This is a genomic window from Bifidobacterium breve DSM 20213 = JCM 1192 (assembly GCF_001025175.1).
Classification (GTDB): Bacteria; Actinomycetota; Actinomycetes; order Actinomycetales; family Bifidobacteriaceae; genus Bifidobacterium; species Bifidobacterium breve.
The window spans coordinates 79,631-104,228 of sequence record NZ_AP012324.1; the positions used below are offsets into that span (position 1 = coordinate 79,631).

The window sequence follows — 24,598 nt, forward strand, 5'->3', positions numbered from 1 at the left end:
GCGGCTACCTCAGTTCAAAGGTTGTGGCGCCGATGCGCACGGGGACGCGAGTGGGCAGAATGGTGGGCTGGCTGATGCGCTGCTGATTGACCACGGTGCCGTTGGTGGAGTTCAGATCTTCAATAGCCCACTGGCCGGAACTGGGATCGCGATAGACGCGGGCGTGGTGGGAAGACACGAATTCGTCGTCTAAGACCACGGTATTTGACGCGGCGCGGCCCAAGCCGATTTCGGCTCCGGTGAGTGGCACGGAACTGCCGGCCAGCGGGCCGTCAATAATCACCAGCAAAGTGGGGTTGACGTTTCCGGAGGCAACCGGCGCGCTGGACGAAGTGGCACGGGAGACCGGTGCTTGCGGCGCCTCGGCCTTCTCCTTGTGCATCTCTCGTTCGCGACGACGGCGAGAACGAGACGGGCGCGGGCTGAACGTCTCGATGTCTTTGTGCAACGAACGTACCGCCAGCCATATGAAAACCCACAGTAGGATGAGGAATCCATACTTGAGCAGGGCGAATGTCAGTTCGGTCATAGATAGATGACTTTCGGGCGGGGCGCTCGACTACTCCTGCGCTTGCGCGGAGGCCCAGTACAGGATGCGCGTGCGGCCGATGGTGATGGTGTTGCCGTCGAGCAGCGTGGCGGCGGGAACCTGATGGCCTTCCACGTATGTGCCGTTGGTGGAACCAAGATCGCGCGCGATTACGCCGTTGTCCGTGATGTCGATTTCCAGATGCTTGCGGGAGATGCCCGGATCATCGATGACGATGTCGCAGCCGGAGCCGCGGCCGATCATCGTCTTGTCTTTGGTGAGCAGGTACTGGTTGCCGTTGACCTCGAGCACGGGGCTGTCTTCGGTCTGGGTGTCTGTGGTGACAGGCACGGCGTTGCCCTGCACGGATTCGGAGGCGAGGTTGAAATTGCCCTTGGACAGATCCAGGTCTTCTTCAAAGATCACTACGACCGGGCCCACGAAGGCATAATGCTGGCTCTTGGCGTACTCGGTGAGGTTGTCGGCAAGCTCGTTGGCCAAAGTTTCGCTGCCCCATGCTTCGATGCGGTCGAAGTCCGGAGTGCTCAGCTTAAAACGGTATTCATTCGGGGCCACCGTGCGGTCACGGCCCACAGGCATGGCTTCGGCATCAATTTCACGCTCCAGCGCACTGGAGAGGTCGACAGGCTGCAGGTCTTTGGAGCCGAATTTGGCGAATACTCCGTTGACTGCACCCTCCACGCTTTTTTCAAAACGGTCGAGAACGCTCATAGTCCTCCCTTTCTAATCTTCACCTATCCTACGCGGCTGTAGGAATATGGGGGGTAAAAACAGGCCCGTTTGCCGGCGATGAGTGCAAAATTTCCAAAAAATAGACAGGAAAAGAGGGCGTGATGTGTCGTTTGGCACATCTCAGTGGGGTGGAACAGCCAGTTTGTGGCGGGTGCGCCCCACTACTGGCCTCTCAGCGGTGCAAAATATCCAGATGCTGGCGGTTTTGCCCTGCTGGGGAGCTGCCAGTGGGGCAAAACCACCAGTTCGTGGTGTATTGGCTTCGCTGAAAGCGTCTCAGTGGGGCAAATCTTCCAGTATCTGGTAAGACGTCTCCACTGAGGGCTTGCTGGTGGGGCCAACTTGCCATGTACTGGCAGAATCGCCTCACTGAGTATGTTTCAGTGGGGCGGAACAGCCAGTTCATGGCGGTTTTGCCCCACTGGAGGGGATTAGGACAGCGCCTCGCGTAGGAAGTCGCGCTGGAGTGTGAGCAGATTCTCGGCCACCGTTTCGTCGTTGGTCATATGGGTGATGCCCGTCAGCGGCAGGAAGGTATGCGGACGGCCTGCTGCCATCAAGGCTTGCGAGAGACGCAGGCTGTGGGCGATGGTGACGTTGTCGTCGGCAAAGCCGTGGATGAGCATCAGTGGGCGTGTGAGCTTCGGCGCGTCCTGAACGATGCCGTTGCGGTAATACACGTCCGGGTCGAGGCCCAGATAACGCTCGGTGTAGTGCGTGTCGTACAGCGTCCAGTCGGTGGGCGGGGCACCGGCGCAGGCGGCCTTGAACACGTCGGGTGCGTCCAGCACGGCCAACGCGGAGAGGAATCCTCCGTAGGACCAGCCGATCATGCACACCTTATCGAGGTCGGGCATAGGAATTGCCTCCCGCTTGCGGGAGGTGGCGCAAGGCGCCGATGGACGGTTCTCAGCCTTGGCTAAATCGCCCTCGGTCAACTGCGTCGAGAGTCCCCGGTCGGCGTTCAGCTTGGCGATGGCCTCGGGCAGAGCGTTGACGGCCTCGACCTGATCGGCCAACGTCACGTCCTTCATGTCTTCGAAGATTTCGCGATCCCAAGCCGGGCCGCGACCGGTGGTGCCGCGATTGTCTGCGGTAACCACCAGGAAGCCTTGATCGGCCCACCACTGGCTTTCCCAGTAGAACGACTGCGAGGCGATGACCTGCTGGAATCCTGGGCCGCCGTACGGTTTCATCAGTACCGGCAGCTTATCGGCGTGCGCGTAAGGGCTTTCGGGGCTTGGCGCGATAATCGCCGTGTACATCTGGTGCTCGCCGAGGCGTGTAAAGGTGACGTTCGGCGTGAATCCGGGTTCGGCAGCGGTGCTGGCGATAGTGGTTTCTGCTGGTCCTTCTCCCTGGGAGGAACTGTCGGCCGTAGGGAGATTGAGCGGAGTCTCGGTCGTCACCGGTGTGCTCCCCTCAGTCCGCTTCGCGGCCAGCTCCCCTCGGAGAGGGGAGCCAAGGATGTGGAACATCTGAGCATTGGCATGGGTCATGTCGCGACCGGAAACGACCATGCCGTGCTCGGCGCGCGAGGCGGTCCACTGGCCAGGCACAGTGGTCACGGGTGTGATATCGCCGCTGTAATCGATGCTCACCACGTCGAAGCTTCGAGCATCATGCCCACCAATCATGGACGCGATGGACTCGTCGGATGCGCCAGCACCGTTGGTGGTGCCGTCGTCATCGCTGGACTCGGCCCATGCGGACGGCACCTCGGGGGCGATCTCCGGCGCGCGCTGCACTACAGCCAGCACGTCGGTATCAGTCACATCGAGCACAGTGCGCACATTCCAGCCGGCGGGCGTGAACGGCCGGCCATCCACGGTCAGACGGTTGGTGTCGGTGTCCATGTCGTTCAACGAGCACACCAGACGGCCATCTGTCGTGTAGGCGGGCGTGCCCTGAATCAGATCGATCCATTGCTCATTCGCATGCTCCTCAAGTACGCGGGTGGCGCCGAGCGTCGGGGCGGACGATGCAAATGAAGAGGTCTCGCCGATTTCGTTGTCGCCGCCGAACTCCACGACATCAGTTTCCACAATCCTCTCGCTCTGATCGGCACTGGCTGCCTGAGCCCAAGTGGCGGCAACGTCATCGCTCAGCGCCTCCGGCTCTTCGGCGGTCTCAACCGCCACCTCGAGCACCTGATCGCGGGTCTGGCGGCGGTTCTGCACCAGCACCAGAGGATCATGGCCGAGCTGCCAATTCACGGCAGCCACATATTCGTAGGCTTCGCGATCCCATGCCACATCAGCATTGCCGGTGATGCCGGCGTATCGGTAGTTCTCATCGAACGCAAGGCTGATTACGGTCAGACACACATCGGCATTGCGGGTCAGCGCGCGCGGGTAGCGGCGACCGGTGGCAGCGGTCTCGGGATTGGCCGGATCGCTGATGTACCAGGTCGGTTCATCGGCGGTATCAAAGGACTCGAATAGCACATGTTGCGAATCCGGCGACCACCAGAAACCGTCATAGCGATCCATCTCTTCGCCGGCCACAAACTCGGCCAAACCAATCTTCCAGGTGTTGTCAGCTGGGTTGCCGTCCTCGTCCTCCACACTTACGCCGTAGATGGCGGTGATACGGTCGGTGAGCGGCTGGTCGCCGTCCTCCTCATCGCCGTACAGGCCCTCACTCAGCGCGGATTCCTCGGCATCTGCCTCTACTTCAACGCCGTTGTCCAGCTCACCTTCGGGCACTTCGAACGGTTCGCCCTCAGCCGGCCAATCGCCAATGTCGACCAGCATCAAGTAGGTGCCGGTGGTGTACAGCACATGCTCGCCGTCTGGGGCGATGCGCGGGTTGAGCACCGGCGTATACATTGCCGGATCCTCGTCCAGCCATTCGCCGGCCAGCTCGCGGGTGCGACTGGTCGGCGCGCCAGTTGCAGCATCGTTGCCAATCTCCGTCAGAAACAGCCGACCATTGATGGTAAACACCACGCGATCACCATCGGCGTCAACGGAATAGCTCACGATGCCAGCGCCGCCTTCACGGGCACGTTCGCGGCGTGCTTTCTCCTCGGCCGGCACATTTTCGCTATCAGCGGTAGCGCCCAGTAGCTCACGCGGATCGGCCAGCTTGGTTTCGTGATGCTCGCTCGAGTCATCAAACCAACTCAGCCACAATGCGGTGACGAGATCCTCGGGGCCGTCGGAGCGCAGGAACAGCGCTCGCGAACCGTTGCCTATGGTTTGCGCGGAACGCGGGGCTCCGCAGGTGAAGCGCAGCGTACGTGCCCTGCGACGAGGCAGATTGGCGATTGCATCGGTAACATCATTGGTTTCGCTCATGCTTCCAACCTACGCGCTTGTACGGTCAGGGGGAGTTGCTGCCGGCAACGAAGCAATACATCGGTTCGTTCACAATTTTGCCTTGCTGGCGGCTCCTCAGTGAGGCATTTTGTCGACTGGTCCGAGGTTTTGCCTTGCTGGCGGCTCCTCAGTGAGGCATTTTGTCGACTAGCTCGAGGTTTTACCTCACTAACGGCCTCTCAGTGAGGCAAATCATCGACTGGTCCGAGGTTTTGCCCCCCCCCGCAACAGGTGGTGGGCGATAAGAATCCGCTCCGGCAGGCTTGCTGGCCGTAAGATAGTGGACATGCAGGTGACGATGATCGACGAAAACAAGTACGCCGAAACGATGACGGACGTGGTGCTGCCCGCCCTCGAGCAATGCCGAGATGAAGGCTGGTACGACCCGTCCGCTGCCGAGCGATCGGCTGGTATTGAGCCGCTTTCCGGCATTATGGATACAGGCGGACGCTCTGGTCAACTGCACTACTTGTGCTACGACTCGGCCAAGTTCGACGCAATTCGCGAGCAAGGCGCCACCGCCACCTTCCGCGGGGCCATCGTCATCAGCCACGGGTTCACCGAGTTCGCGGAAAAATATGACGAGCTGGTCTGGTACTTCCTGCTTGCCGGCTATTCGGTATGTGTGCTCGAGCATCGTGGGCACGGCAAATCTTCCCGCGACGTCGAGAACCCATGCATGGTGTGGATCGATGATTGGCGCCGATATGTGGCCGATTTGGCCGGCTTCGCCGAAACCATCGGACAGCAGTACGCGGCCGGCATGCCGCTGAACCTGTTCTGCCACTCGATGGGCGGCGGCATCGGCGCACTGGTGCTTGAGCAGTATCCGACCTTGTTCGACAAGGCGGTGCTCTCCGCCCCGATGATCGCCCCCGCCACTGGTATGCCGTTGGGCGTGGCCCGTGTGCTGGTCGGCGCGCTGTGCGGTCTGGGTTTCGGCAAAAAGCGCGTGTTCGGACAGTCCGACTTCACCCCGGAATTCTCCATGGAAGGCAACGAGGGCGCCTCCGCGGCGCGTGAACGCTGGTATTTCAAACTGCGTTGCGAGAACCGTGAGTATCAGACCTATTGTGCGGCCTTCGAATGGGTGCGGCAGGCGCTGAAGATGAACCGGGCTGTGCTCAGCCCCACCGCCTGCGCCGAAGTGGAGACGCCAGTGCTGCTGTTCCAGTCCGGGCGCGATATCTGGGTGCTCAACAATCCGCAGAACCGTTTCGTCCAACTGGTCAAGGACGGCGGCGGCGAGGCGGACATGGTGCGTTACCCTGAATCGCTGCATGAGATTTTCTCGATGCCGAACGCCATCTACAAGCCGTACCTCGAGAGAATCCTGAGCTTCTACGACGATCCGATGATTGCCAGCGCCACGTACTGATTGAGTGGAATATATCAGAATTTCACTGTGGGTAAAACTCCGGAATGATTGCCGCGCTCTGGAATTGGGTGAAGTGAAGGTCAAAGGTTGAGAGCCCGGGAGGGTTCCGGAACCGGCCACGATAACCGTTGCCAGCCCGTGATACGGGTTGGCGGCTGGTAGCCAAGCCGATTCTCTCCTAATCGAGGAGTACCGATTATGGCAATGTTTCCGGCTTTGATGAATGACACTATGTTCTCGGATCTGTTCGATGACCCGTTCTTTGAGGGCTGGCGCAACACGGACAACGCGATGAGCGCTGCGATGCCTGCCAACATGATGACCACCGATGTGCGCGAGACCGATAAGGGCTACGACGTCGACATCGATATGCCTGGTTTCAAGAAGGACGACATCAACCTTGAGTTGAACAACGGCTATCTGACCGTGTCTGCGTCTCGCAGCAGCGAGCATGAAGACAAGGATCCGGCTGCTGAAGGTAAGGACTCGGATGAGCAGTGCGCTTGCGCGTCCGATTCCGGCAAGTGGCTGCGCCGCGAACGCTACATGGGTTCGTGCTCTCGTAGCTTCTATGTCGGCGATGACGTGAAGGAATCCGACATCCACGCCAGCTACCAGAACGGCACGCTGTGCGTCCAGGTGCCGAAGATGCAGGCTCAGCCGCAGGTTGAGGCCAAGCATCGGATCGCAATTGAGGGCTGATTGAGATTGTTGCGCTCAGTCTCTCTTGAAGCTTAGCTTCGTAGTGTGCTTGCCCGGTGTCCAGCATCGGGCTCGCCCCCTCTGACGAGGAGGCTGTCAGCGAAGCTGACTGGGGGAGAGATTAGCGCAATCGATTGCAAGCTAGACTCTGTTCCCTGTGCTGTCTGTCCTACGCTTTCAGCGCCGACTATTGTGACAGACGGCGGGAAACATAGCCAATACGAATGCCGGATAGGGTGTATGCCCTGCCCGGCATTTTGCTGTTTTGAGCACCCTGTTTTGCCATGTTCTTATTCCGGTCGTGTGCCGTTCTGCCACTGTACATATCCGATGGGTAGAGTGACTTCGAAACGAGGCAAGAGAGGACATGCATATGGCAGACGACGCGCGCAACGCAAGCGGCACACCGGCACCGACGGCAAGTCATGCCGGCCATTCCGGCGGACATGTTGTTTCCTCCCGTGCCACTGCGGTCGGCCTGATGGCAATTGTGCTGTGGAGTTTCATGGCCGGAACGGTGCGCATCGTCGCCGAAAGCTTCGGCGCCACGCTCGGATCGGCCCTGATATATACGGTCGGCGGTGTTCTGCTGCTGGTGTTCCGCCGCCCGGCGCCAATCCGTGAGTTCCCCAAGAAGTATCTGATTATCGGTGGACTGCTGTTTGTGTTTTATGAATCGTCGATTTCGCTTTCGCTCGGTTTGGCCTCTACGGCCGCTTCGTCGGTGGAAGTGAGTCTGGTCAACTACCTATGGCCCACGATGATGGTGCTTCTGGCGGCGGGCGTATCCCGTCGCAGGCATGCGGTGTGGAAGGTGCTGCCGGGCGCGATCGTGGCCACGGTTGGCGTCGCGCTGGCGGTTGGCGGTAATTCCGGGCTTGACTGGCAGGCAGCCGCTGGACACATAGCTGATAATCCGCTGCCGTATGTGTTGGCTTTTGCGGGCGCGCTCGCATGGTCGGTGTATGCGGTGTTCACGCCGGCCTGGTCACATGGAGTGGATGGCACTTCGGTGTTCTTCCCGTGTGTAGCCGTGGCATTGTGGATTATCCATTTTGCTTCCGGGCAGGGCTGGCCTGCAGAGCCGCCGAGTCTGGTCGCATGGCTGTTCGTCTTCATTGCGGCTGCCGCAATCGGCGGTGGCTATGCCTGCTGGGGCTACGGCATTCTGCACGGCTCGATGGAGCGGCTGGCCATCGCCTCCTATGCCACGCCGGTGCTCTCCACTGGGGCCAGTGCGGTGCTATTGGGATTGGCGTTATCGTTGCCGTTCTGGTGCGGTGCGTTGCTGGTGGCCGCTGGTTCGGTGCTGAATTATCTGGTCAGCGCGCGTCGCTCAGACCCCACCACGTAGTGAAATCTCCACCACGATGTGAATTGCCCACCACGAGGCGTCTCAAAACGGCTTAATTCCGCGAATCATCAAATCCCGCTCACCGCGTGATGGGCTTTTTACTACGCGGTGGGAGGTTCACCGCGTAGTGGAATTAACCATAATCACTTGCCCCGGCGCTCGGACGGGCGGCGGATCGGGTCAAGCAGGGCGTCCGGATTGGAAATGCCGAACATGCTGCGTCCGCCGGTGGATTCAGGGTGCTTGGCGAGGATGGCCAGAGAAATCGCACCCGGAACCAGAATGATCACGGACAGGGCGGCCAATCCCCAGTTCACAAAGAATCCGAGGCACAGCACGATAGCCGCCACAACCACCACGGTGCCGATAATGGTCAGTCGCGCCTGATGCAGGTTGGAGACGCGGGTCCAGGAAGCATTCTTGGCCGCGGCGACGTCGGTCTCGGATGACTTGCCGGCGGAAGTCGGGCGTTGTTCGTTCGCGTTCGTTATACCTGCCAGCATATGCCCTGACGTCTGATGATGCGTTCCGGACAAAGTCTGAATAAAGGTTGAGAACTCTCGGGATGTTCTGTGAAATCCGACACTCTTCCCTGAATTGCGCGATAGGCTTACATGAGCTCTTGGGAAGCGTGGGGGTGAAGGTATGAGGAACTCCGTCTGGAAGACGTTGATGGAGCTGTCGCTGATTCGGGGAATCGTTCCTCAGACCGTATTCGGCGTGACCGCAGTGGCGGCACTCGTATTGCTGATCGGATTGGTTGTGGGCAAGCGGAACCGTGCGCATCGCATGCACCCGCTAATCGTGTCATTGATCGTCGCCGTGGCCGCCGGTGCTGTAGGCCTGTTGGCGGCATGGTTGGTATCCGACGTGTTCATGGCATTCGAGGTCTCGCTCGGCTGGCCGGTGATCTTTACCATCGCCGGCGGCATCGCGGCGGTCGGCTTCGTAATTGCCGCAGCTGTGATCGTCCAAGGACTGCGCCGCGTCGTCGCCATCATTCTGGTGCCGTTGATACTGGTCTCCACGGCACTCGGCGTGGATTCGATCTATGGCGAATACCAGACCATTGGCAACCTCGTCGGCTATTCGCCATATGCTTCGCTGAGCTCGGTCAAAGTGCACGAATCCGCGATGAGCGTGGACCAATGGCGTAAGCGTGCCCAGCGCAACGATTTGCCCGACATGCCGCAAACCGGCAAGGTGCTTACTGTCACCATTCCCAATACGAAATCGAACTTCGCCGCGCGCCCGGCAATGATCTATCTACCGCCCGCCGCGCTTAGCGAGATGCCTCCGACGTTGCCGGTTATGGAACTGATGGCCGGGCAGCCGGGCAGCCCGAGCCGCCTTATCGACGCGGGCAACATCGCGGCAATGATGGACTCGTATGCGGCCAAGCATGACGGTCTGGCGCCAATCGTGATTGTGCCCGACCAGAATGGTGAGGCGTCGCATAACAGCCTGTGTGCCGACACCACCCAAGGCAATGCCGAGACCTATCTCACCAAGGATGTGGTCGTGTGGGCTAAGAGGAATCTGCCTGTGGCCAAGTCGGCGAAGATGTGGGCGATTGGCGGCTTCTCGCAGGGTGGCACCTGCACCACGCAGCTCGGCCCGCGTCATCCTGAGTTGTACGGCGCGATGCTGCCGGTGGACGGTGAGCTCAAGCCGACGAATGGTACGGTCGCCAAGATGGTCAAGGAGTATTTCGCCGGTGACCAGTCCGCTTATGACGCACAGGTGCCGGTTAATGTGATTGCCGCCACCGGCTCGTCGGACCAGGCGCTGTTCTCCGGCGCGGGCGAACGGGATAAAGAGTCGATACATAATATGCGTCTGATTGCCCAAGCCGCACGCAAAGTCGGCATGGACGTCACCGAACTGGTCGTGCCGGATACCGGACATGACTGGCATGCGGTGCAAGCCGTCTGGCGGGCCGGGCTTGACTGGTTCGGCGAACGAACCGGATTGGGTGAGATGCCGCAACCGTTGAAGGACTACAACCAAGTGGAGGTGTTGCAATGAGCGACGAACAGCAGCATGAGGGCGGCAGGAAGCCGCAGACCTCGCATGCGTCCAAGTCTCATGCGCCGAAATCCGGCCATGTTGCGGACAGCTGGCGTGAACTGGCCGAGGACGCGCGGCAGTGGGCGGATGGCCATAGGCTGACCGTTGTGGCCACGACGGTGCTGGTCGTGCTGAACTTGGTGGTATGGCTGGTGGCCGCCATGGCCGGATTCGCGTTCCCATTGCGCCTAGACACCAGTATGGCCGAGTTCGATCTCGGCAAACTGGTGTGCTCGTTGTTCCTGGCGCGCGGCGTGATCCAGCTCATCATTGATGCCGTGCTGTGGCTCGTCATGTTCTCCATCGCCGAGCCATGGCTGGGTCGCACCCGCACCGTTGCTGCTGCGCTCGCCTGCGCTGCTGCAGGCGCGTTTATCGGCCTTGGCCTGTGCGCGGCGGCCGGTTGGCTGTTCCAGGATTCCCAGTTCGTCTCCCGCATGCAGTTTGCCCTGAGCCCGCTGGTGCTGCCGGTCGGCGCATTGATGGCGGCCAGCGCCTTCTGCGGCCACCTGTGGCGGCGGCGTATCCGGCTCATCGGATATGTGGCGATTCTGGTCGCGCTGCTCTACAGCGGCAACCCCGGCGACTACTGCATTCTCGCCGCCGCATTGCTCGGTCACATCGCCGGCCGTGTGATGGCCGGTCCACCCGCGCACGCCGAAACCGGCTGGCACTGGCTGCGTAGCACTTCATTCGAAGCGCGTCGCATGTTCGCCGCCATCGCCGTGGTGCTGGCGCTGGGGCCGGTCATTTCCATCACCTCGCATAACCATGCCGGGCCGTTGAGCACGGTCGGCCTACTGATGAGCCCGGCTTCCGTCGACAACGGCACCTTGGCCAAATGCTTGGCCGGAGCCACGCACAGCGGTTGCTTCCTGCAATTCGACCTGTTGCGTGCTTCGATGCCTGGCGCGGTTCTGCGCTCGCTGCTGCCCACAGCCGTGACCTTGGTGCTGGCATGGGGCCTGTATCGCGGTCGCCGGTTTGCGGCCATCTGCGCTGTGGCCATCAACCTGTTCACTGCGGGCGTCGCCATTGCCTATTATCTGGTCGTGCCGCTGAGCTTTGCGCCGAACGGTATGACGTCCTTGCTGCAGCATGGCGCGATTACCGCTTGCGTGGCGAATGCTCTGCCACCGTTGATTTTTGCCGTCGCCTTGGCTGCGATGCTGAAGCATTTCCCGATTCGTGTCGGCTGGCGCCGGCTGATCGGCGGCGTCGGTGTAATCGTGCTGGCCTTACTGGCCTGCGCCGCCGTGTACCTTATGTACGGCATCGCCCAGCCGGACGCGTTTGCGCCTCGGGCCACGGCGTCGTCGCTGTTGGCCGAACTGCCGGGACGGTTCCTGCCCATCGGGTTCCTGAGCCATATGAAGTTGTCGTTCGTGCCGCGTACGCCATTGGCGTCCGTGGTGTATCAGGGCGTTGGCTTGGTGTTCTGGATCGTGGTGCTGGCCGTGGTGATGCGTTGGATGAGCGACGTCAGTGAGTCGAATGAACGGGCGCAGGCCCGTGCCGAACGGCTGGTTGAGACCGGCGGCGAATCGATGAGCTTCATGACCACGTGGGAAGGCAACGACTATTGGCTGTCGCCCACGGGCAAATCGGCCGTGGCATACCGTGTACTCAACGGTATTGCGTTGACCTGCACTGGGCCATTTGGCGATCCGGCGGAGTGGATGGACGATCTGACCGGATTCACGCAGTATTGCGTGGAACGGTCGTGGTCGCCGGTGTTCTACAGTGTGCATCGCGAGCAGCGTGATGCGCTGCTGGCTGAGGGATGGAACTCGATTGAGGTCGGTAGTGAAATGGTTGTGGACCCGCGTGTGTGGAAGACCACCGGCAAGAAATGGCAGGACGTGCGTACCGCCATCAACAAAGCCAAGCGCGACGGCATCACCGATGTGCAGTCCACGTTCCTGGAATCGCCGCTGGAAGTGCGTGAGCAGATTGAGGACATCTCCGAGGAATGGGCACAGCTCAAGGCTTTGCCGGAGATGAAGTTTACGTTGGGCGGTGTCGAGGAACTGCGTGACCCGCGCGTGCGTCTTCTGTATGCCGTCGATGCGGATGGGCGTGTGCTGGGCGTCACCAGCTGGCTGCCCACATGGCGTGATGGGCGCGTGATCGGTTGGACACTGGACTTCATGCGGCATCGTACCGACAGTCCTAACGGCATCATGGAGTTCCTGATTGCGCGTATGGCCGAGCGTCTGCGTGATGAGGGGGCTGCGGATCCGGAGCGTGCCGCAGAATTCATGAGTTTGTCCGCGGCTCCGTTGGCCGGTATGAACCCCGAGCGGGACAATGCCGGCGAAGGTGGTGCGCCGGCCGGGGAAGGCACACAGGTGCTCCAGCATGCGCTGCAGATCGTGGCCGATTGGATGGAGCCGGCGTACGGCTTCCATTCGTTGTTCAACTTCAAGCGCAAGTTCCAGCCCACCGAGGCACCGGTCTACGTGTGCTACCCGGACCCGGCGGCATTGCCCCAGATCGGGCTGGCCGTGGTGCGCGCCTACGTGCCCAGCGTGACGCCCGCCGAAGTGGCCGGCATGCTCAGCACGCTGCGGTCGTAGGGTGTGGGGCGTACGGACCCTGACAATTGTGTTCGCGGTTGAGGCTCTAGGCCGTTTGCCTGTTCGTTTACGTACGGACCGGAGACTGGCCGATTCGAGCCCAAGATGGGGCTATCTGCTTTCAAAGAGGTGCCTTCAGCTTCTTGCGGATAGCTAACTGCCTTCGGAGGGGTACCTGAACCCTGAAATCCCAAGTATGAGCGTTGCAATGACGGCGTTTGTACTCGGGATTTCCCATATTCGGTACCCCTTTGGACGGAGATAGCATTCCGCGGAAGCCCGAATATACCTCTTTGAACGGAGAAACCCCAGCGAGGAGGGCATAGAAGTCGCTATCTCCGTTTCAAGGGGCTGATTCGGCCTGCTCCGGAGGTCTACTCTCGTTTCGAGGGGCTGATGCCGAAGTATTCACGCTCCGAAACTGGCGGAATGGCGTTGGCGCAGATGGGTTTCTACATGCGTTCTAGTGGATGACTAGCCCCTTGAAACGAAAGTAGACCTCCGGCGGAGGCCGAATCAGCCCCTCGAAAGCGTTTTTGCCGTTGCGGAGATTTTCCAGCCGTACCGTGAACCGTCTCAACGGTGTAACGTGGGGCGTATGAGCGAACTTACCGAACATAATGACGGCAACACGCAGGTCGCATACTTCGCCGGCGGCTGCTTCTGGGGGCTGGAGCGCTACTTCCAGAACGTCGACGGTGTCACGGACACCACGGTTGGCTACGCGCAATCCACGGTCGAATCGCCGACCTACGAGCAGGTGTGCGCGGGCGGCACGGATGCAGCCGAAACCGTGCAGGTTACTTTCGACCCAGCACGGGTAAGCCTGCGGACACTGGCATTGCTGTTCTTGGAAGTCATCGACCCGTTCTCGGTGGATCAGCAGGGCGAGGACCGCGGCCGGCAATACCGCACCGGCATGTTCTACACGGACGAGACGCAGCGTGCCGTGTACGTGGCGGCCTTGGAGCAGCTGGTCGACCGTCAGCCGCAGCGCCCGGCCGTGTTGGTCGAGCCGCTACGCAATTTCTACCCGGCCGAGGCCCATCATCAGGATTATCTGATCAACAATCCCGGCGGCTACTGCCATGTGCCGATTGCGGCGATTGCGAACGTGAAGCGCCGTCAGAAGTACGTGGAGCGTATCTGGGACTTGACGCTCGAGCAGTTCGCGGTCACGCAGAACGCCGCTACTGAACGCCCGTTCGTCAACGAGTATGACGAGGAGTTCGAGCCCGGCATTTACGTGGATATCGTCAGCGGCGAGCCGTTGTTCTCTTCGCGGGACAAGTTCGACTCCGGCTGTGGCTGGCCCGCGTTTTCCCGGCCGATTAAGGGTGACTTGCTGACTGAGCACGAGGATCATCGCATTCCGGGGCGTGATCGTATTGAGGTGCGCACTTCCGACACGCAGATTCATCTGGGCCACGTGTTCGCCGATGGTCCGGCCGATCGCGGCGGCCTGCGCTACTGTATGAATTCCGCCGCGCTGCGATTCGTGCCGCGCTCGCGCATGGCCGAGGAAGGCTACGGCGACTGGGTTCCGGTTGTGGATGGGGAAGCTGACGGTCCGGTCGGGAAGACCGATCAGCCTGGGGCAGCTCACGAACGGTAAGCCGCGACTGTACGAGCTGCATGAGATGTGGTATTTTGCTGAATATAAGCGCCGAAAGGACCGGACAGCAACATGAGCATGGAGAACATTGCGGGCGCTCGCAAACCTGCCAAGCGTGAGGATGAGCGGACGGTTGCCGGCGAACATCGTATGATGCGTCGCGCGGACCGTGAGGTGACTGACCCCGAGCAGATCGCTGCGATTATCGCCGCTTGCGACATCGTCGAAGTGGCATATGCGGATGCTGAGGGCCTGGCCATCGTGCCGTTGAATTTCGGATTTGATTATGAGTATGACGAGGCCGATGGTGTTGCCGCAACAGCCTTGGTGAACGGTGCTGAGACGGTCGGCAGCACGGGAGTCGTGGCAGCCGATGAGGTGGGGTGCCCCGGCAAACTGACGCTCTGGTTCCATTCCGCGCCGCACGGCCGCAAGCTCGACGCGATTCGTGCCGCAGCCGGCGGGCGTCTGCCCGTGGCATTCACCATGCAGGCCGACTGCGAGGTGGTGGCGGGTCGCACCACGTGCAATTGGGGCGAGGCGTTCAAGTCGATTGTCGGCAATGGCGAGGCCTCGCTGGTCAAGGATTTGGGCGAATGCCGCCACGGCTTGCAGGCGCTGATGGCGCAGCAGGCGCACATGCCGCACGTCGAATTCACCGACGCGCAGGTGCGCAGCGTCACAGTGTGGAAGATCGAGGTCGATTACTTCACCACCAAGGTCCGTGCCAAGCCCGCGCCCGCGCACATGCATCAGCGCCCTGCCGTGCCGCGCGCAGGTGTGATCGGTGCCCGATAACATCATTGCAGCAAGGATGGGATGTCGGTTGTGGTGCGGCTCAACGGTTCTTAACGTACCGGGTGCCGCGGCCGGCGCCCAGTTTGGTGATGGTGCCGTTGTCAAGCAGTGTCTTCAGTGTACGTTCAACAGTGCTGGCGCTGATATCGGGCAATTGTTGAAGTATGTCCGCTTTTGAGAGCGGCGATAATATGCGATCAAATAGATTGCCGATACGCTGCTCCTTGGTGGGTTTTCTATTGCTGCCCCAGCCGGACACTTCCCCAATCCGTTCGTCGAACTCTTTACAGGCAGTGAGGATGACGCCGAGTAAATAGTTCACAAATGGTGCATAGTCGTTGACGTTGTCGTTCCAGCCGTATGTGCTCGCGGCAAGTGCCTCGTAATAGGTGTCTTTGGTCCGCTCGATAAGGTGTTCAATGCTGATATATTTACCTACTTGGTAACCATTGCGGTAGAGCAGTAGCAAGGTCAGCAGCCGGCTCATTCGACCATTGCCGTCATTGAATGGGTGGATGCAGGTGAAGTCGAAGGTGAACATTGCTGTGGCGAGCAATGGATCGATATGTCCGTCTTGGATGGCTTCTGTATAGGCGGCGCAGGCGCGCTCGACGAGCTCCGGTGTGATGAGTGCGTTTGGGGGAGTGAAACGAATGATTTGTTTTCCGGTGGCGTCGCGCTCGATGATGACATTGTCGCTGTCTTTGAAATGTCCGCCGAAAGCGAGGCCAGTGTATCGGAACAGATCGCGATGCAGTTGGAGGATTGTATTTGGGGTCGGTGGAATGTAGTCGTGGCTTTCGTGGATGGTGGCGAGTACGTCGCGATAGCCGGCGATTTCCTCCTCGGCACGATTGCGTGGCGTGGTTTTTTCTGCAACCAGTGCGTTGAGTCGCTTGTCGCTGGTAGAGATACCTTCAATACGATTGGATGCGTTGGTGCTTTGAATGCGTGCAACCGTGATGAGTGTGTTCAGCAAATCAGGCCTGATTGCAGCCTGTACGCTTTGACGACCTTTGGCTTCGTGGATGGCGGATAGCAGTGTTGTGGTTTGTGGGGTGAGCAGTTCCTTGGCGGCGGTGATGTAGTCGAAGTGCTTCATTGTGAATCTCTTTCTGCATCATCGAATAGTTTTCTGCATCATATTCTATCAATATGATGCAGAAAAGTGGATTGTTGTTCCCTTGATGATGGTGTTGCTCAAATCTCACCTTCCGCTGGCGGGAGGTGGCTCGCAGCGCCGGTGGGTGGTTTGCTTTCGAACCCGATAGACTTGCCGCATGGCAGCAGTGACAGTGGTAATTACCAGTTGCAATCAGGGTCCGTTGATTCGCGAAGCAGTCGAGTCGGCATTGTCCCAGACGGTTCGCCCGGAACGCATCATCATCGTGGATGATGGGCCTGATGATCAAGCGTCCGTCAATGTGTTGAGTGCAATTCTCGACGATTGCCGGCATGGAGTGCCGGATACGGGCGGTGTCGCCGTCGATCTTATCGGGCAGGTGAATGCCGGTCCTTCCGCTGCGCGCAATCGTGGTGTCGCCGCTGCCGAGACGCCGTTCGTGGTGGTGCTGGATGGCGATGACCGTCTGATGCCGACCTTCATTGAGCGCACGTTGCCGTTGCTTACTGCTGATGATTCGATGGTCGCGGCCTCTGGCTGGCTGCGTACGTTCGGGGTTCTGGACTCAGTGGTCCAACCGATCGGTGGCGACGCGGGGGCGTTCGTGTCACATAACTGCTGCTCGGCCACATTCATGATTCGGCGCTCGGCTTGGGAGCGTTGCGGTGGCTACGACGAGTCGATGCGCAGTGGCTTTGAGGATTGGGATTTCTTCTTGTCGTTGCTGGAGAGTGGGTTGGCTGCGAAAGCGGAAGATGATATCGACGGTATTGGGGATGCCGGCGGTATCGATGATACCGATGGTGTCGAGGATGCTGGTAGTGCAGGCGGTGCTGTGGATATTGGCGGTACTAAGGATACCGGGAACATTGAGGCTGTCAGGGATGCCGGTAACACCAAGAATCCCAAGGAGGGCACGGCTCACATCGGCATTGTTCCCGAGCCCCTAATCGAATACCGCACGGCCCCGGCCTCCTCAAACGTGACCAGCATGACCAAGCGCCTCGATCTCATGCGCTTCCTGATCGTCAAGCATCGCGACCTCTATGCCGCGCACATCGCCAACGCCATCCTCGGCGTTGAAGCCATCTCCATGAGCCGCTTAACCATGTGGGAATCGTTGATGTGCGGTGACACCACCGCCAGCCAAGCCTTCATGCTCCACCCCACCTACGGCGACGGCGGAATGGCCGCCGCCGTACGCTTGCGGAGTTGAGAGGCATCAGCTGACCAAATGCCGATAGAGCTCCGGATCGATTGGCCGGGCCAACCGCAGGATCGACAGCGTGACCTTCACGCTGCCTTGTCCGCTTGCGTCAGGTTTGGTGGTGAGCTGAGGGTTGTCAAACGCGGCAACGTGGCCAACGTAGTAGTACTTACCCTCGGCCTCTTCCGCCTTGCGCATAACGAATAACGGGACGAAATGCGTCTGGCCCCAATTCGGGCCAATGCCGTTAAGCGCCCATCGGAATTCGGGAGACTGCGGAGTTCGTCCATTCTTGCTGAAGTATTTCATTTCCTGTGTGCTCAGGAATTCATCTTCGTATTGACTTGCCGCGTATTTCACGAAGATGGGCATGGTATTGGTTTCCTTGTCGAGGAGGTAACCACCCACGTTTTGCGGAGTATTCTCCTTCTTCCATCCGCACAGTCGCATGACGTCTGCCATGGAATATTTGCGTTCGTACAAGAACATGTGGTCAAAGACCTGTTGCCTGGCGGCGGCCTCACGGAATATATCTCGGCAATTGGCCATACCGGTGCGCAGAGTGTCCGCAAAGAAGATACGGAACGTTCTGTTCGTGGCAAGCATATCGGCGAATCTGCTGTTCAATCGATATGCGGTACCGTTTTCTGTGCCGGTGCTGTTCGCGGCTTCGACTAATGGCTGATTGCCGAAACGATTGCAGTTTGGGCCGGTGAAATATGAGTAATCGAGCACGCTGATCGCAGAGTCGAATTGCGTGTCTGAACCATCGGACTGCGGGAATTCAGTACGAATCGCATCGAGCAATTCGCTGCGGCCGATTGGCGAGCCCGCACTCCAATGCTGCGGTACGTCGTCGTCGAGCCGTTCGCTGACGAAATGGCATAGCTGAGCAAGAATGACCAATTCGTGCGGTCGCAATCCGGGCAGCAGCAGCTCCGCTGCCATCTTGAGTATCGCGTCTTCAACGTCGGTCACCGGCTCCAACTGATCCTCAAATGTCGCTTCATGATGTTTGCCTTTGCCCAGGCTTTTTTCACGGGAACGCACGAAATCAAGATAGTTGCTGCGCTTCGATGCGATGGTATACGGCAGTGAGGGGTCGTAGTTATAGATGTCCGTAAGCATGGGGATGCGGCCCAGCTCGTAACGGACTTGGCGATACTGTTCGGACAGCTTTTTCATGTCGGACCAGTCGGCGGTGTCCAAAGACTTAAGGATGCGCTCCTTGGCGATCGGGTCGAAACTGATGGACGACAGGCCGATTGACTTTCTCTGCAGGTTCTTGCGAGCTCTGTCGCGGTCGCCGGTGTTGCCGTATAACGCCACCGGAATCAGATAGTTGTTGTTGTAATTGCCAATGAAATCGATAACCACAACGCTTTCTTTGTGCGGGAATTTGCGCAGTCCGCGCCCGAGCTGCTGCGTGAAGATAATGCTGGATTCGGTGCTGCGCAACATGACGATTTGGTTGACGGCGGGAATATCAACTCCCTCATTGAACATATCGACAGTGAAGAGATAGTCGAGTTCGCCTTCAGTGAGCTTGCGGACGTATTCGTCTCGCTGCGTTTGGGACACGGGCCTGCCGTCATCGTCCGTGCTGGTAACGGCAGCGGTGCGATAGGGGCGTTCAGCTTGTTGATTCCACTGTTGGTTAAACAGCTGGGATAGCTTATGGGCTTCCTCCTGTCGGCTGCAGAACACGAGTCCGGTGACCGGAATGTTGAACTGCCCATATTCTTGCAACTTGTCAATGATGTAGCGGACTCGCTTTTCGGTGGCAAGCTGCTCGATCTCGTACTTGAGCTGTTTCGAGTCCTTCTCATCAAGGCCCTTGGAGACATCGAGACGATGGGCGATTCCATTCGGATCGTCGTTGGAGCCAAGGTATTCCGCAACACCGTAGTAGTGGAATGGACAGAGCATGTTCTCGTCCAACGCCTTCTGCAAGCGAATTTCGTACGCGATGTTATGCCCGAATAGCTCGAAGATGTTGATGCCGTCGGTGCGCTCTGGCGTGGCGGTCATGCCGAGCATGAAGTCGGCATCTTTGAAATGATTGATGACGCGCTGATATCCTTCGGCTCCAGCGTGATGAACTTCGTCAACCAGAACGTAGTCGAATTCATCGGATTTGAATTGCGCCAAAACCTCCGGCTGCCGCATCGTCTGTACCGTGGCGAATACGTAGCGGCGGTCCTGTTGCTTGCTGGTGCCTGAATACAATCCCAATTCGGATTCATCGCAGCCGAGCACCTTTTGGTAAGACTTCATTGCAGTTTGAAGAATCATCTGCTGCTGGGCGATGTACAGCATGCGCTTCGGCTGGCATTCGCGTACGTCGAATGCGGAAAGGTGCGTTTTTCCGGTGCCGGTGGCCGACACGATAATTGCGCGGTGCTCGCCTTGTTCACGAATCTTCTTGAGATTCGCCAACGCCTCCTGTTGCATGGCGTTTGGCTGAATATCATGCCCCTCAAGCGACTGCAGAATCTCATGACGCGGTGGGGCGTATTTCTTGAAATCTTCCTCATACTGTTTGATCCATTCTTCGGTCAGCGGAACGGAATCAGCCACCTGTGAGTCGATTTCATCCTGGAACTGCCCGACCAGCTCTCCATCCGCCAGCGATGAGACTTTGAGATTCCATTCGCGTTGCGTGGTCAATGCGGCTCCAGTGAGATTGGAACTGCCAACGTACAGGTCGTAATAGGGTGTGCCGTCTTTCATGCGGCGAGAAAAGATATATCCCTTGGGATGGAATGGTTGTCCTTGAGCTATTGCGGAAACTGAGGTATTACGGGAACCTTCCCACACGCGAACGTCAACACCAGTGGTGTTCTGAAGATGCAGCAGCTCCCAGAATGCCCTGGGATCGTTGAAATGATTTTTCGTTGAGGTAATCAGTGTGCCCGCTCGGGTCGCTGTTTCATGGTGACTTCTGAAGTCTTCAAATAAGCTGAGCACGGCCTCAGCCGAGACGAATGCGACAGAAATGTCGAAGGAATCGCTAGTAGCCAAGGAATTGCCGATTTCCTCGCGCATGGTCAATCCACCGGGGCGATTTGCGATGAGGGTCGGCTTATATTCGCCGGGAGCATCTGAGCGCGGCTCGATCAGACCTGAGATGACATCTTCGAGGATCGAGGGGGTTGGATCAGAATCGTGATGTTGCGTGTTGGCTGGAGAGTCTGAGGTGCTGACCAGATTTATAGACATGTTGCCCTGTTCCCTTGCGATTCGGATCGTTTGATGAATGCCTGACTGCGCTGTGGCGCGTTCATCGGAGCGTCAGTTGTTTGTCCGCGATAATCGCGACTGCTTCGCGATCTACCGGAGCCCAGTTCAATGTCGGCATATCAGCAGGATTCAGCCATCGGATATCAGTGTGCTCGGTGAGATGCGGCGTACCGGCGATGAGGTGACAGATGAATGTGGTGAGCCGCACGGTTCCAAAGTCGTAGGCGTATTCGCTGGTACATACCTCTTCCGCGACCTCAACTTCGCATAACAGCTCTTCTTCGATTTCGCGGTGCAAGGCTTGCCGCGCTGTTTCATGAGGCTCAATTTTGCCGCCGGGGAACTCCCAGTATCCGGCCAACGACTTTCCCGGGCCGCGCTGGGCGCATAGTACGGTGCCGTTGGTGACGATTGCAGCTCCTACGACGTTAATGATTTTGCGTTCCCGCTCCATGAACAACCAGGATACAACGCTTCAAGATCCACAAGCGATCCACGATCCTCGGCGGTTTTGCAATATCGATCCTGATGCTTTTGATTATGCGATCGGACGGGTCGAAAATGTCGGTGTGGACGCTACCGACTATTGTGGTGAGCAGGAGAAGCAGTCTGTTTCCGAGGTGAGATTCGGGAACGGTCCGACTCTCGGCAGTGATTTATCCACGCAGACAAGCCAAAGGAGCCTCGCCATGATCCTCGTCACCACCACCCCGTCTGTCGACGGATACACCATCACCAACTACCAGGGCATTGTCTTCGGCGAAGTGATCTCCGGCGTGAACATGTTCAAGGACATCGGCGCGGGCCTGCGCAACATGTTCGGCGGCCGCAGCCAGGGCTATGAGGAAGAGCTGATGCGCGCCCGTAACGAGGCCATCGCCGAAATGCAACAACGCGCGGAGGCGATGGGTGCGCACGCCGTGGTCGGAGTAGATATCGACTACGAGGTGCTCGGCACAGACAATGGCATGCTCATGGTTACCGCGTCCGGCACGGCTGTGCAGCTCGCGCGCAAGGCCTGAAAATACCTATATTGAGGGCGGTCGGGTGGCCTGCTTGGCTGCCCACGCAGTTCGTGCAGCTTACAGCGCGCAAACAATCAGATAAATCGCCACGACGTGGCAGGCGTACCCGATGACCGTGCCCAAGTGAAACACCTCGTGGAACTCGAACCAGCCGGGGACGGGGTTCGGCTTGCGCAGTGCAAAACACACGGCACCGGCGATATACGCAGCGCCTCCGCATGCAATAAGTATGGTCGGCGCCGGGCCCACTGCGGGAGCCGTCCAGAGTTGCGGAATGAGCGTCACCGGGGCCAATCCCAGCACAACATACACAGTGGTGAACACCCAATTCGGGGTTCGTAGCCAGACGATATGCAGTATCGTGCCGATGGCCGCGGTCGCCCAGATCACCGTGAGATATGGCCGGCGAATCGCCGGGTTGAGCGCGAACAGTACGGGCGTATTGGTGCCGGCGATGATGAGGAAGATATTCGAATAATCAATGCCACACAGCACGCGGGTCACCTTCGCGCTGCGCCACGGCACGACGTGCAGCAGCGCGCTGTTGCCGAACAGCAGCATGGCCGAGGCGCCGTACACTGCGCAGGCCGCCTTGACGGGGCCGGCCGGCGCGATACAAATGAGCACGATGGATGCCGCGATGCACAGCGGCAGGGTGGCGAGGTGCAGCCATCCGCGAAGGCGGGGCTTGCGTATGCCGAATGCGTCCACGGGAACAATCTGACGCTTGACCGCTTTCAGCGCGGCTTTGGCCTGACGGTAACGTGATTGCGCGGCCTTGTAGCGGGCCGATGCGCGATCCAGTTCGGCGGGGCCGGTGCTTGCACCGGACTTTTGGCTCGCGGTCACGGAAGGCGTAACTGTTGAGGCGGAAGCCATTTTTCGCCCAGATGGCGTACTGATGGAAACGCTCATACGAATCACCTCGCCATGGCCGGCGACGCTCTCCCGACCACTAACTTACGCTACCGTAACCTAGTATAGGTCGACACAATAATCAAGGTTGATTCGTCCGACAGGTGAATGGACAAAAATCCTATGAACCCAGCAAAGCGGTCCTCGGTCCCGGACAAAGCAAAAGAGCCGGAACCTTTCGGTTCCAGCCCTTTACTTGCTGGTGCGAGTGGGGGGAGTTGAACCCCCACGAGCATACACTCACTGCCACCTGAAGACAGCGCGTCTACCATTCCGCCACACTCGCAGACAGTCGACCAACTTACACCCAGCCGTCCAATCGCACAACGTCCGGCGTGTCGCGTTGGTGGCAGACATGTATTGTTCGTGAATCTCCTACGGGTGCTGTGATTTTTTGAGTGTAGCGCTGCTCCCCTCGGTCACTTCGTGGCAGCTCCCCTCAGAGAGGGAAGCCAGAAGGAGATTGCGCAAGCTACGGCTAGGCTCACAGGCCTGGTTTGCGCTCGCCGTTGCCGTAGAAGTGTGCCAGAGCCTCGTCGCGGAACTCGTCGAAGTAGCCGCCGTCGATCGAGGCGCGGATGTCGTCCAGCAGTTTCACGAAGAAATGCTCGTTATGAATCGTGGCCAGTGTGAACCCGTTGAACTCGCGGGCGCGCAGCAGGTGATCGACATACGCGCGCGAATAGTGCTGGCACGTGTAGCAATCGCACCCGGCCTCCAGCGGCCCGAAATCGAACTTGTGCTGGGCGCGCTTGATGTTGTACCGGCCGGCGCGCGTGTAGATCGCGCCGTTGCGGGCGCAGCGCGCGGGGGCCACGCAGTCGAAGGTGTCGCCGCCGTTCTCCACGCACGCGAAGATATCGTCCACGGAGGCGATGCCCAGCACATGGCGCGGCCGGCTCTCCGGCATCGCGTCGCAGATCCAGGCGCAAGTGTCGCCGATGATGCGTTTCTCGATCGCGCCGCCAATGCCCACGCCGTCGAAGTCCAGCGACGCGATCTGCGAAGCCGCGCGCCGGCGCAGATCCTCATAATTCGCGCCCTGCACCACGCCGTACAACGCCTGGTAGGGCTTGCCCAGACGCGTTGCCGTCAGCCGCTGATGTTCCTCCACACACCGGCGGGCCCAGCGGAACGTGCGCTCCACCGAATCCTCCTGATAGGACCGCGTATTCATCAGCGTGGTCAGCTCGTCGAACGCGAACATGATATCTGCGCCAATTTTGTGCTGGATGCCCATCGAAATCTCGGCAGAGAACCGGTGCGCGTCACCGTTCAAAGGAGATTTGAACGTCACGCCGTCCTCGTCCACCCATGCCATGCGTTCCTTGCCTTTGGCGATGATGTCGTCCGACTTCATGCCGGTTACATCCATCGCCAGCGTCTTCTTGAATCCGACGCCCAGCGACATCACCTGGAATCCGCCCGAATCGGTGAACGTCGGACCGTCCCAATTCATAAAGCGCGCCAGCCCGCCGGCTGCGTCGAGCACATCCTCACCAGGGCGTTCAAACAGGTGGAAGGCGTTGGCCAGCAAGCACTGCGCGCCTAACTCCTTCATCTGCTCGGGCAGCACGGCCTTCATCGCGGCCTGCGTGCCCACCGGTACAAATGCGGGCGTGCGGATGTCGCCGTGCGGCGTATGGATAATGCCGGTGCGCCCGTAGCGGGCGCCGTCACGCCCCAACCCGTTCGCTGCCGAAGGCAGCCGTGTAATCGTCTCGAAGTGGAAAGCGCTGCGGTCGCCGGGCTTTCCAGCCTGCGCTCCCAGCGGATGGTTCAAAACATCGCTTGTCATAGTTTCACTTTAGGCAAAAGGGCCAGAAATTGTGAAGAACTCGGTTTCGAGGGGCTGATTTTGTGTTTTCCAAACATCTATCTCCGCTTCAAGGGGCTGATGCCCAAGTAGACGGCTCACAAGAATGGCGGAATGGCGTTAACGCAAGGCTCCTGATACTCTGATTTGGCCAGCTGAACAGCCCCT

The 24,598-nt window shown here is 59.3% G+C and carries 17 protein-coding genes, 1 tRNA gene and 2 pseudogenes; 9 read left to right on the top strand and 11 right to left on the bottom strand.

Annotation, left to right across the window (positions count from 1 at the left end; translation table 11 throughout):
- Nucleotides 1–4 precede the first annotated feature (4 nt).
- From BBBR_RS00295 to BBBR_RS11285, 4 genes and pseudogenes are all read right to left on the bottom strand, one after another.
- Complete coding sequence (locus BBBR_RS00295; RefSeq protein ID WP_003827931.1) at nt 5–529, bottom strand: FHA domain-containing protein FhaB/FipA; 525 nt, start codon at nt 527–529, stop codon at nt 5–7.
- A 30-nt stretch (nt 530–559) separates the two neighbouring features.
- Nucleotides 560–1,261, bottom strand: a complete 702-nt coding sequence (locus BBBR_RS00300) for an FhaA domain-containing protein (protein WP_003827932.1) — start codon at nt 1,259–1,261, stop codon at nt 560–562.
- A gap of 452 nt (nt 1,262–1,713) precedes the next feature.
- A pseudogene (locus BBBR_RS11280) lies at nt 1,714–3,252 on the bottom strand (prolyl oligopeptidase family serine peptidase); the annotation flags it as partial.
- Nucleotides 3,253–3,414: 162 nt separating this feature from the next.
- Nucleotides 3,415–4,584, bottom strand: a pseudogene (locus tag BBBR_RS11285) (DPP IV N-terminal domain-containing protein); the annotation flags it as partial.
- 307 nt (nt 4,585–4,891) lie between these two features.
- Here BBBR_RS11285 and BBBR_RS00310 point away from each other — a divergent pair.
- The 3 genes from BBBR_RS00310 (at nt 4,892) to yddG (ending at nt 8,039) form a co-directional block, all read left to right on the top strand.
- Nucleotides 4,892–5,983, top strand: coding sequence for an alpha/beta fold hydrolase (locus tag BBBR_RS00310; protein WP_003827935.1), 1,092 nt, complete (start codon nt 4,892–4,894; stop codon nt 5,981–5,983).
- Between the two features lie 198 nt (nt 5,984–6,181).
- Nucleotides 6,182–6,685, top strand: a complete 504-nt coding sequence (locus BBBR_RS00315; RefSeq protein WP_003827936.1) for an Hsp20/alpha crystallin family protein — start codon at nt 6,182–6,184, stop codon at nt 6,683–6,685.
- Between the two features lie 373 nt (nt 6,686–7,058).
- Nucleotides 7,059–8,039, top strand: coding sequence for an aromatic amino acid DMT transporter YddG (gene yddG, locus BBBR_RS00320; protein ID WP_016462043.1), 981 nt, complete (start codon nt 7,059–7,061; stop codon nt 8,037–8,039).
- 143 nt (nt 8,040–8,182) lie between these two features.
- Here the strand turns inward: yddG and BBBR_RS00325 are convergent, their stop codons facing one another.
- A complete protein-coding gene (locus BBBR_RS00325; RefSeq protein ID WP_003827938.1) occupies nt 8,183–8,542 on the bottom strand; it encodes a hypothetical protein in 360 nt (119 codons plus the stop codon).
- A gap of 142 nt (nt 8,543–8,684) precedes the next feature.
- Between BBBR_RS00325 and BBBR_RS00330 the strand changes: the two genes are divergently transcribed.
- The 4 genes from BBBR_RS00330 (at nt 8,685) to BBBR_RS00345 (ending at nt 15,101) form a co-directional block, all read left to right on the top strand.
- Entirely contained in the window at nt 8,685–10,067 is a 1,383-nt protein-coding gene (locus BBBR_RS00330) for an alpha/beta hydrolase (RefSeq protein WP_003827939.1), read from the top strand.
- Entirely contained in the window at nt 10,064–12,688 is a 2,625-nt protein-coding gene (locus BBBR_RS00335; RefSeq protein ID WP_003827940.1) for a bifunctional lysylphosphatidylglycerol flippase/synthetase MprF, read from the top strand. The genes BBBR_RS00330 and BBBR_RS00335 overlap by 4 nt, the downstream gene beginning before the upstream one ends.
- Nucleotides 12,689–13,286: 598 nt before the next feature.
- The gene (gene msrB, locus BBBR_RS00340) at nt 13,287–14,303 is read left to right on the top strand and encodes a peptide-methionine (R)-S-oxide reductase MsrB (protein ID WP_003827941.1); all 1,017 of its coding nucleotides are present in this window, start codon (nt 13,287–13,289) and stop codon (nt 14,301–14,303) included.
- A gap of 72 nt (nt 14,304–14,375) precedes the next feature.
- Nucleotides 14,376–15,101, top strand: coding sequence for a pyridoxamine 5'-phosphate oxidase family protein (locus BBBR_RS00345; protein WP_003827942.1), 726 nt, complete (start codon nt 14,376–14,378; stop codon nt 15,099–15,101).
- 40 nt (nt 15,102–15,141) lie between these two features.
- Here the strand turns inward: BBBR_RS00345 and BBBR_RS00350 are convergent, their stop codons facing one another.
- Nucleotides 15,142–16,203 (bottom strand): Fic family protein, encoded by a 1,062-nt coding sequence (locus BBBR_RS00350; protein WP_003827943.1) that lies wholly within the window; start codon nt 16,201–16,203, stop codon nt 15,142–15,144.
- A gap of 178 nt (nt 16,204–16,381) precedes the next feature.
- Here BBBR_RS00350 and BBBR_RS00355 point away from each other — a divergent pair, with 178 nt between their 5' ends.
- Nucleotides 16,382–17,440, top strand: a complete 1,059-nt coding sequence (locus tag BBBR_RS00355) for a glycosyltransferase family 2 protein (protein ID WP_003827944.1) — start codon at nt 16,382–16,384, stop codon at nt 17,438–17,440.
- A 6-nt stretch (nt 17,441–17,446) separates the two neighbouring features.
- Here BBBR_RS00355 and BBBR_RS00360 read toward each other — a convergent pair whose 3' ends face one another.
- Both BBBR_RS00360 and BBBR_RS00365 read right to left on the bottom strand, forming a co-directional pair.
- Nucleotides 17,447–20,653, bottom strand: a complete 3,207-nt coding sequence (locus BBBR_RS00360) for a DEAD/DEAH box helicase (RefSeq protein WP_003827945.1) — start codon at nt 20,651–20,653, stop codon at nt 17,447–17,449.
- A 61-nt stretch (nt 20,654–20,714) separates the two neighbouring features.
- Nucleotides 20,715–21,128 carry a (deoxy)nucleoside triphosphate pyrophosphohydrolase gene (locus tag BBBR_RS00365; protein ID WP_003827946.1) on the bottom strand — a complete coding sequence of 138 codons (414 nt, stop codon included), beginning with the start codon at nt 21,126–21,128 and terminating at the stop codon, nt 20,715–20,717.
- Nucleotides 21,129–21,363: 235 nt separating this feature from the next.
- Here BBBR_RS00365 and BBBR_RS00370 point away from each other — a divergent pair, with 235 nt between their 5' ends.
- A complete protein-coding gene (locus BBBR_RS00370; RefSeq protein ID WP_015438229.1) occupies nt 21,364–21,696 on the top strand; it encodes a putative heavy metal-binding protein in 333 nt (110 codons plus the stop codon).
- 60 nt (nt 21,697–21,756) lie between these two features.
- Here the strand turns inward: BBBR_RS00370 and trhA are convergent, their stop codons facing one another.
- The 3 genes from trhA to tgt all read right to left on the bottom strand — a co-directional run bounded on the left by trhA (nt 21,757) and on the right by tgt (nt 24,412).
- A complete protein-coding gene (gene trhA / locus BBBR_RS00375) occupies nt 21,757–22,614 on the bottom strand; it encodes a PAQR family membrane homeostasis protein TrhA (RefSeq protein ID WP_025262659.1) in 858 nt (285 codons plus the stop codon).
- A gap of 200 nt (nt 22,615–22,814) precedes the next feature.
- Nucleotides 22,815–22,900 (bottom strand) — tRNA-Leu (locus BBBR_RS00380).
- Between the two features lie 198 nt (nt 22,901–23,098).
- Nucleotides 23,099–24,412, bottom strand: coding sequence for a tRNA guanosine(34) transglycosylase Tgt (gene tgt / locus BBBR_RS00385; protein WP_003827949.1), 1,314 nt, complete (start codon nt 24,410–24,412; stop codon nt 23,099–23,101).
- Nucleotides 24,413–24,598 lie beyond the last annotated feature (186 nt).

Excerpts from the sequence above, each read along its gene's own strand:
- BBBR_RS00295 (WP_003827931.1), bottom strand. The coding sequence starts at position 529 with ATGACCGAACTGACATTCGCCCTGCTCAAGTATGGATTCCTCATCCTA.
- BBBR_RS00300 (WP_003827932.1), bottom strand. The coding sequence starts at position 1,261 with ATGAGCGTTCTCGACCGTTTTGAAAAAAGCGTGGAGGGTGCAGTCAAC.
- BBBR_RS00310 (WP_003827935.1), top strand. The coding sequence starts at position 4,892 with ATGCAGGTGACGATGATCGACGAAAACAAGTACGCCGAAACGATGACG.
- BBBR_RS00315 (WP_003827936.1), top strand. The coding sequence starts at position 6,182 with ATGGCAATGTTTCCGGCTTTGATGAATGACACTATGTTCTCGGATCTG.
- yddG (WP_016462043.1), top strand. The coding sequence starts at position 7,059 with ATGGCAGACGACGCGCGCAACGCAAGCGGCACACCGGCACCGACGGCA.
- BBBR_RS00325 (WP_003827938.1), bottom strand. The coding sequence starts at position 8,542 with ATGCTGGCAGGTATAACGAACGCGAACGAACAACGCCCGACTTCCGCC.
- BBBR_RS00330 (WP_003827939.1), top strand. The coding sequence starts at position 8,685 with ATGAGGAACTCCGTCTGGAAGACGTTGATGGAGCTGTCGCTGATTCGG.
- BBBR_RS00335 (WP_003827940.1), top strand. The coding sequence starts at position 10,064 with ATGAGCGACGAACAGCAGCATGAGGGCGGCAGGAAGCCGCAGACCTCG.
- msrB (WP_003827941.1), top strand. The coding sequence starts at position 13,287 with ATGAGCGAACTTACCGAACATAATGACGGCAACACGCAGGTCGCATAC.
- BBBR_RS00345 (WP_003827942.1), top strand. The coding sequence starts at position 14,376 with ATGAGCATGGAGAACATTGCGGGCGCTCGCAAACCTGCCAAGCGTGAG.
- BBBR_RS00350 (WP_003827943.1), bottom strand. The coding sequence starts at position 16,203 with ATGAAGCACTTCGACTACATCACCGCCGCCAAGGAACTGCTCACCCCA.
- BBBR_RS00355 (WP_003827944.1), top strand. The coding sequence starts at position 16,382 with ATGGCAGCAGTGACAGTGGTAATTACCAGTTGCAATCAGGGTCCGTTG.
- BBBR_RS00360 (WP_003827945.1), bottom strand. The coding sequence starts at position 20,653 with ATGTCTATAAATCTGGTCAGCACCTCAGACTCTCCAGCCAACACGCAA.
- BBBR_RS00365 (WP_003827946.1), bottom strand. The coding sequence starts at position 21,128 with ATGGAGCGGGAACGCAAAATCATTAACGTCGTAGGAGCTGCAATCGTC.
- BBBR_RS00370 (WP_015438229.1), top strand. The coding sequence starts at position 21,364 with ATGATCCTCGTCACCACCACCCCGTCTGTCGACGGATACACCATCACC.
- trhA (WP_025262659.1), bottom strand. The coding sequence starts at position 22,614 with ATGAGCGTTTCCATCAGTACGCCATCTGGGCGAAAAATGGCTTCCGCC.
- tgt (WP_003827949.1), bottom strand. The coding sequence starts at position 24,412 with ATGACAAGCGATGTTTTGAACCATCCGCTGGGAGCGCAGGCTGGAAAG.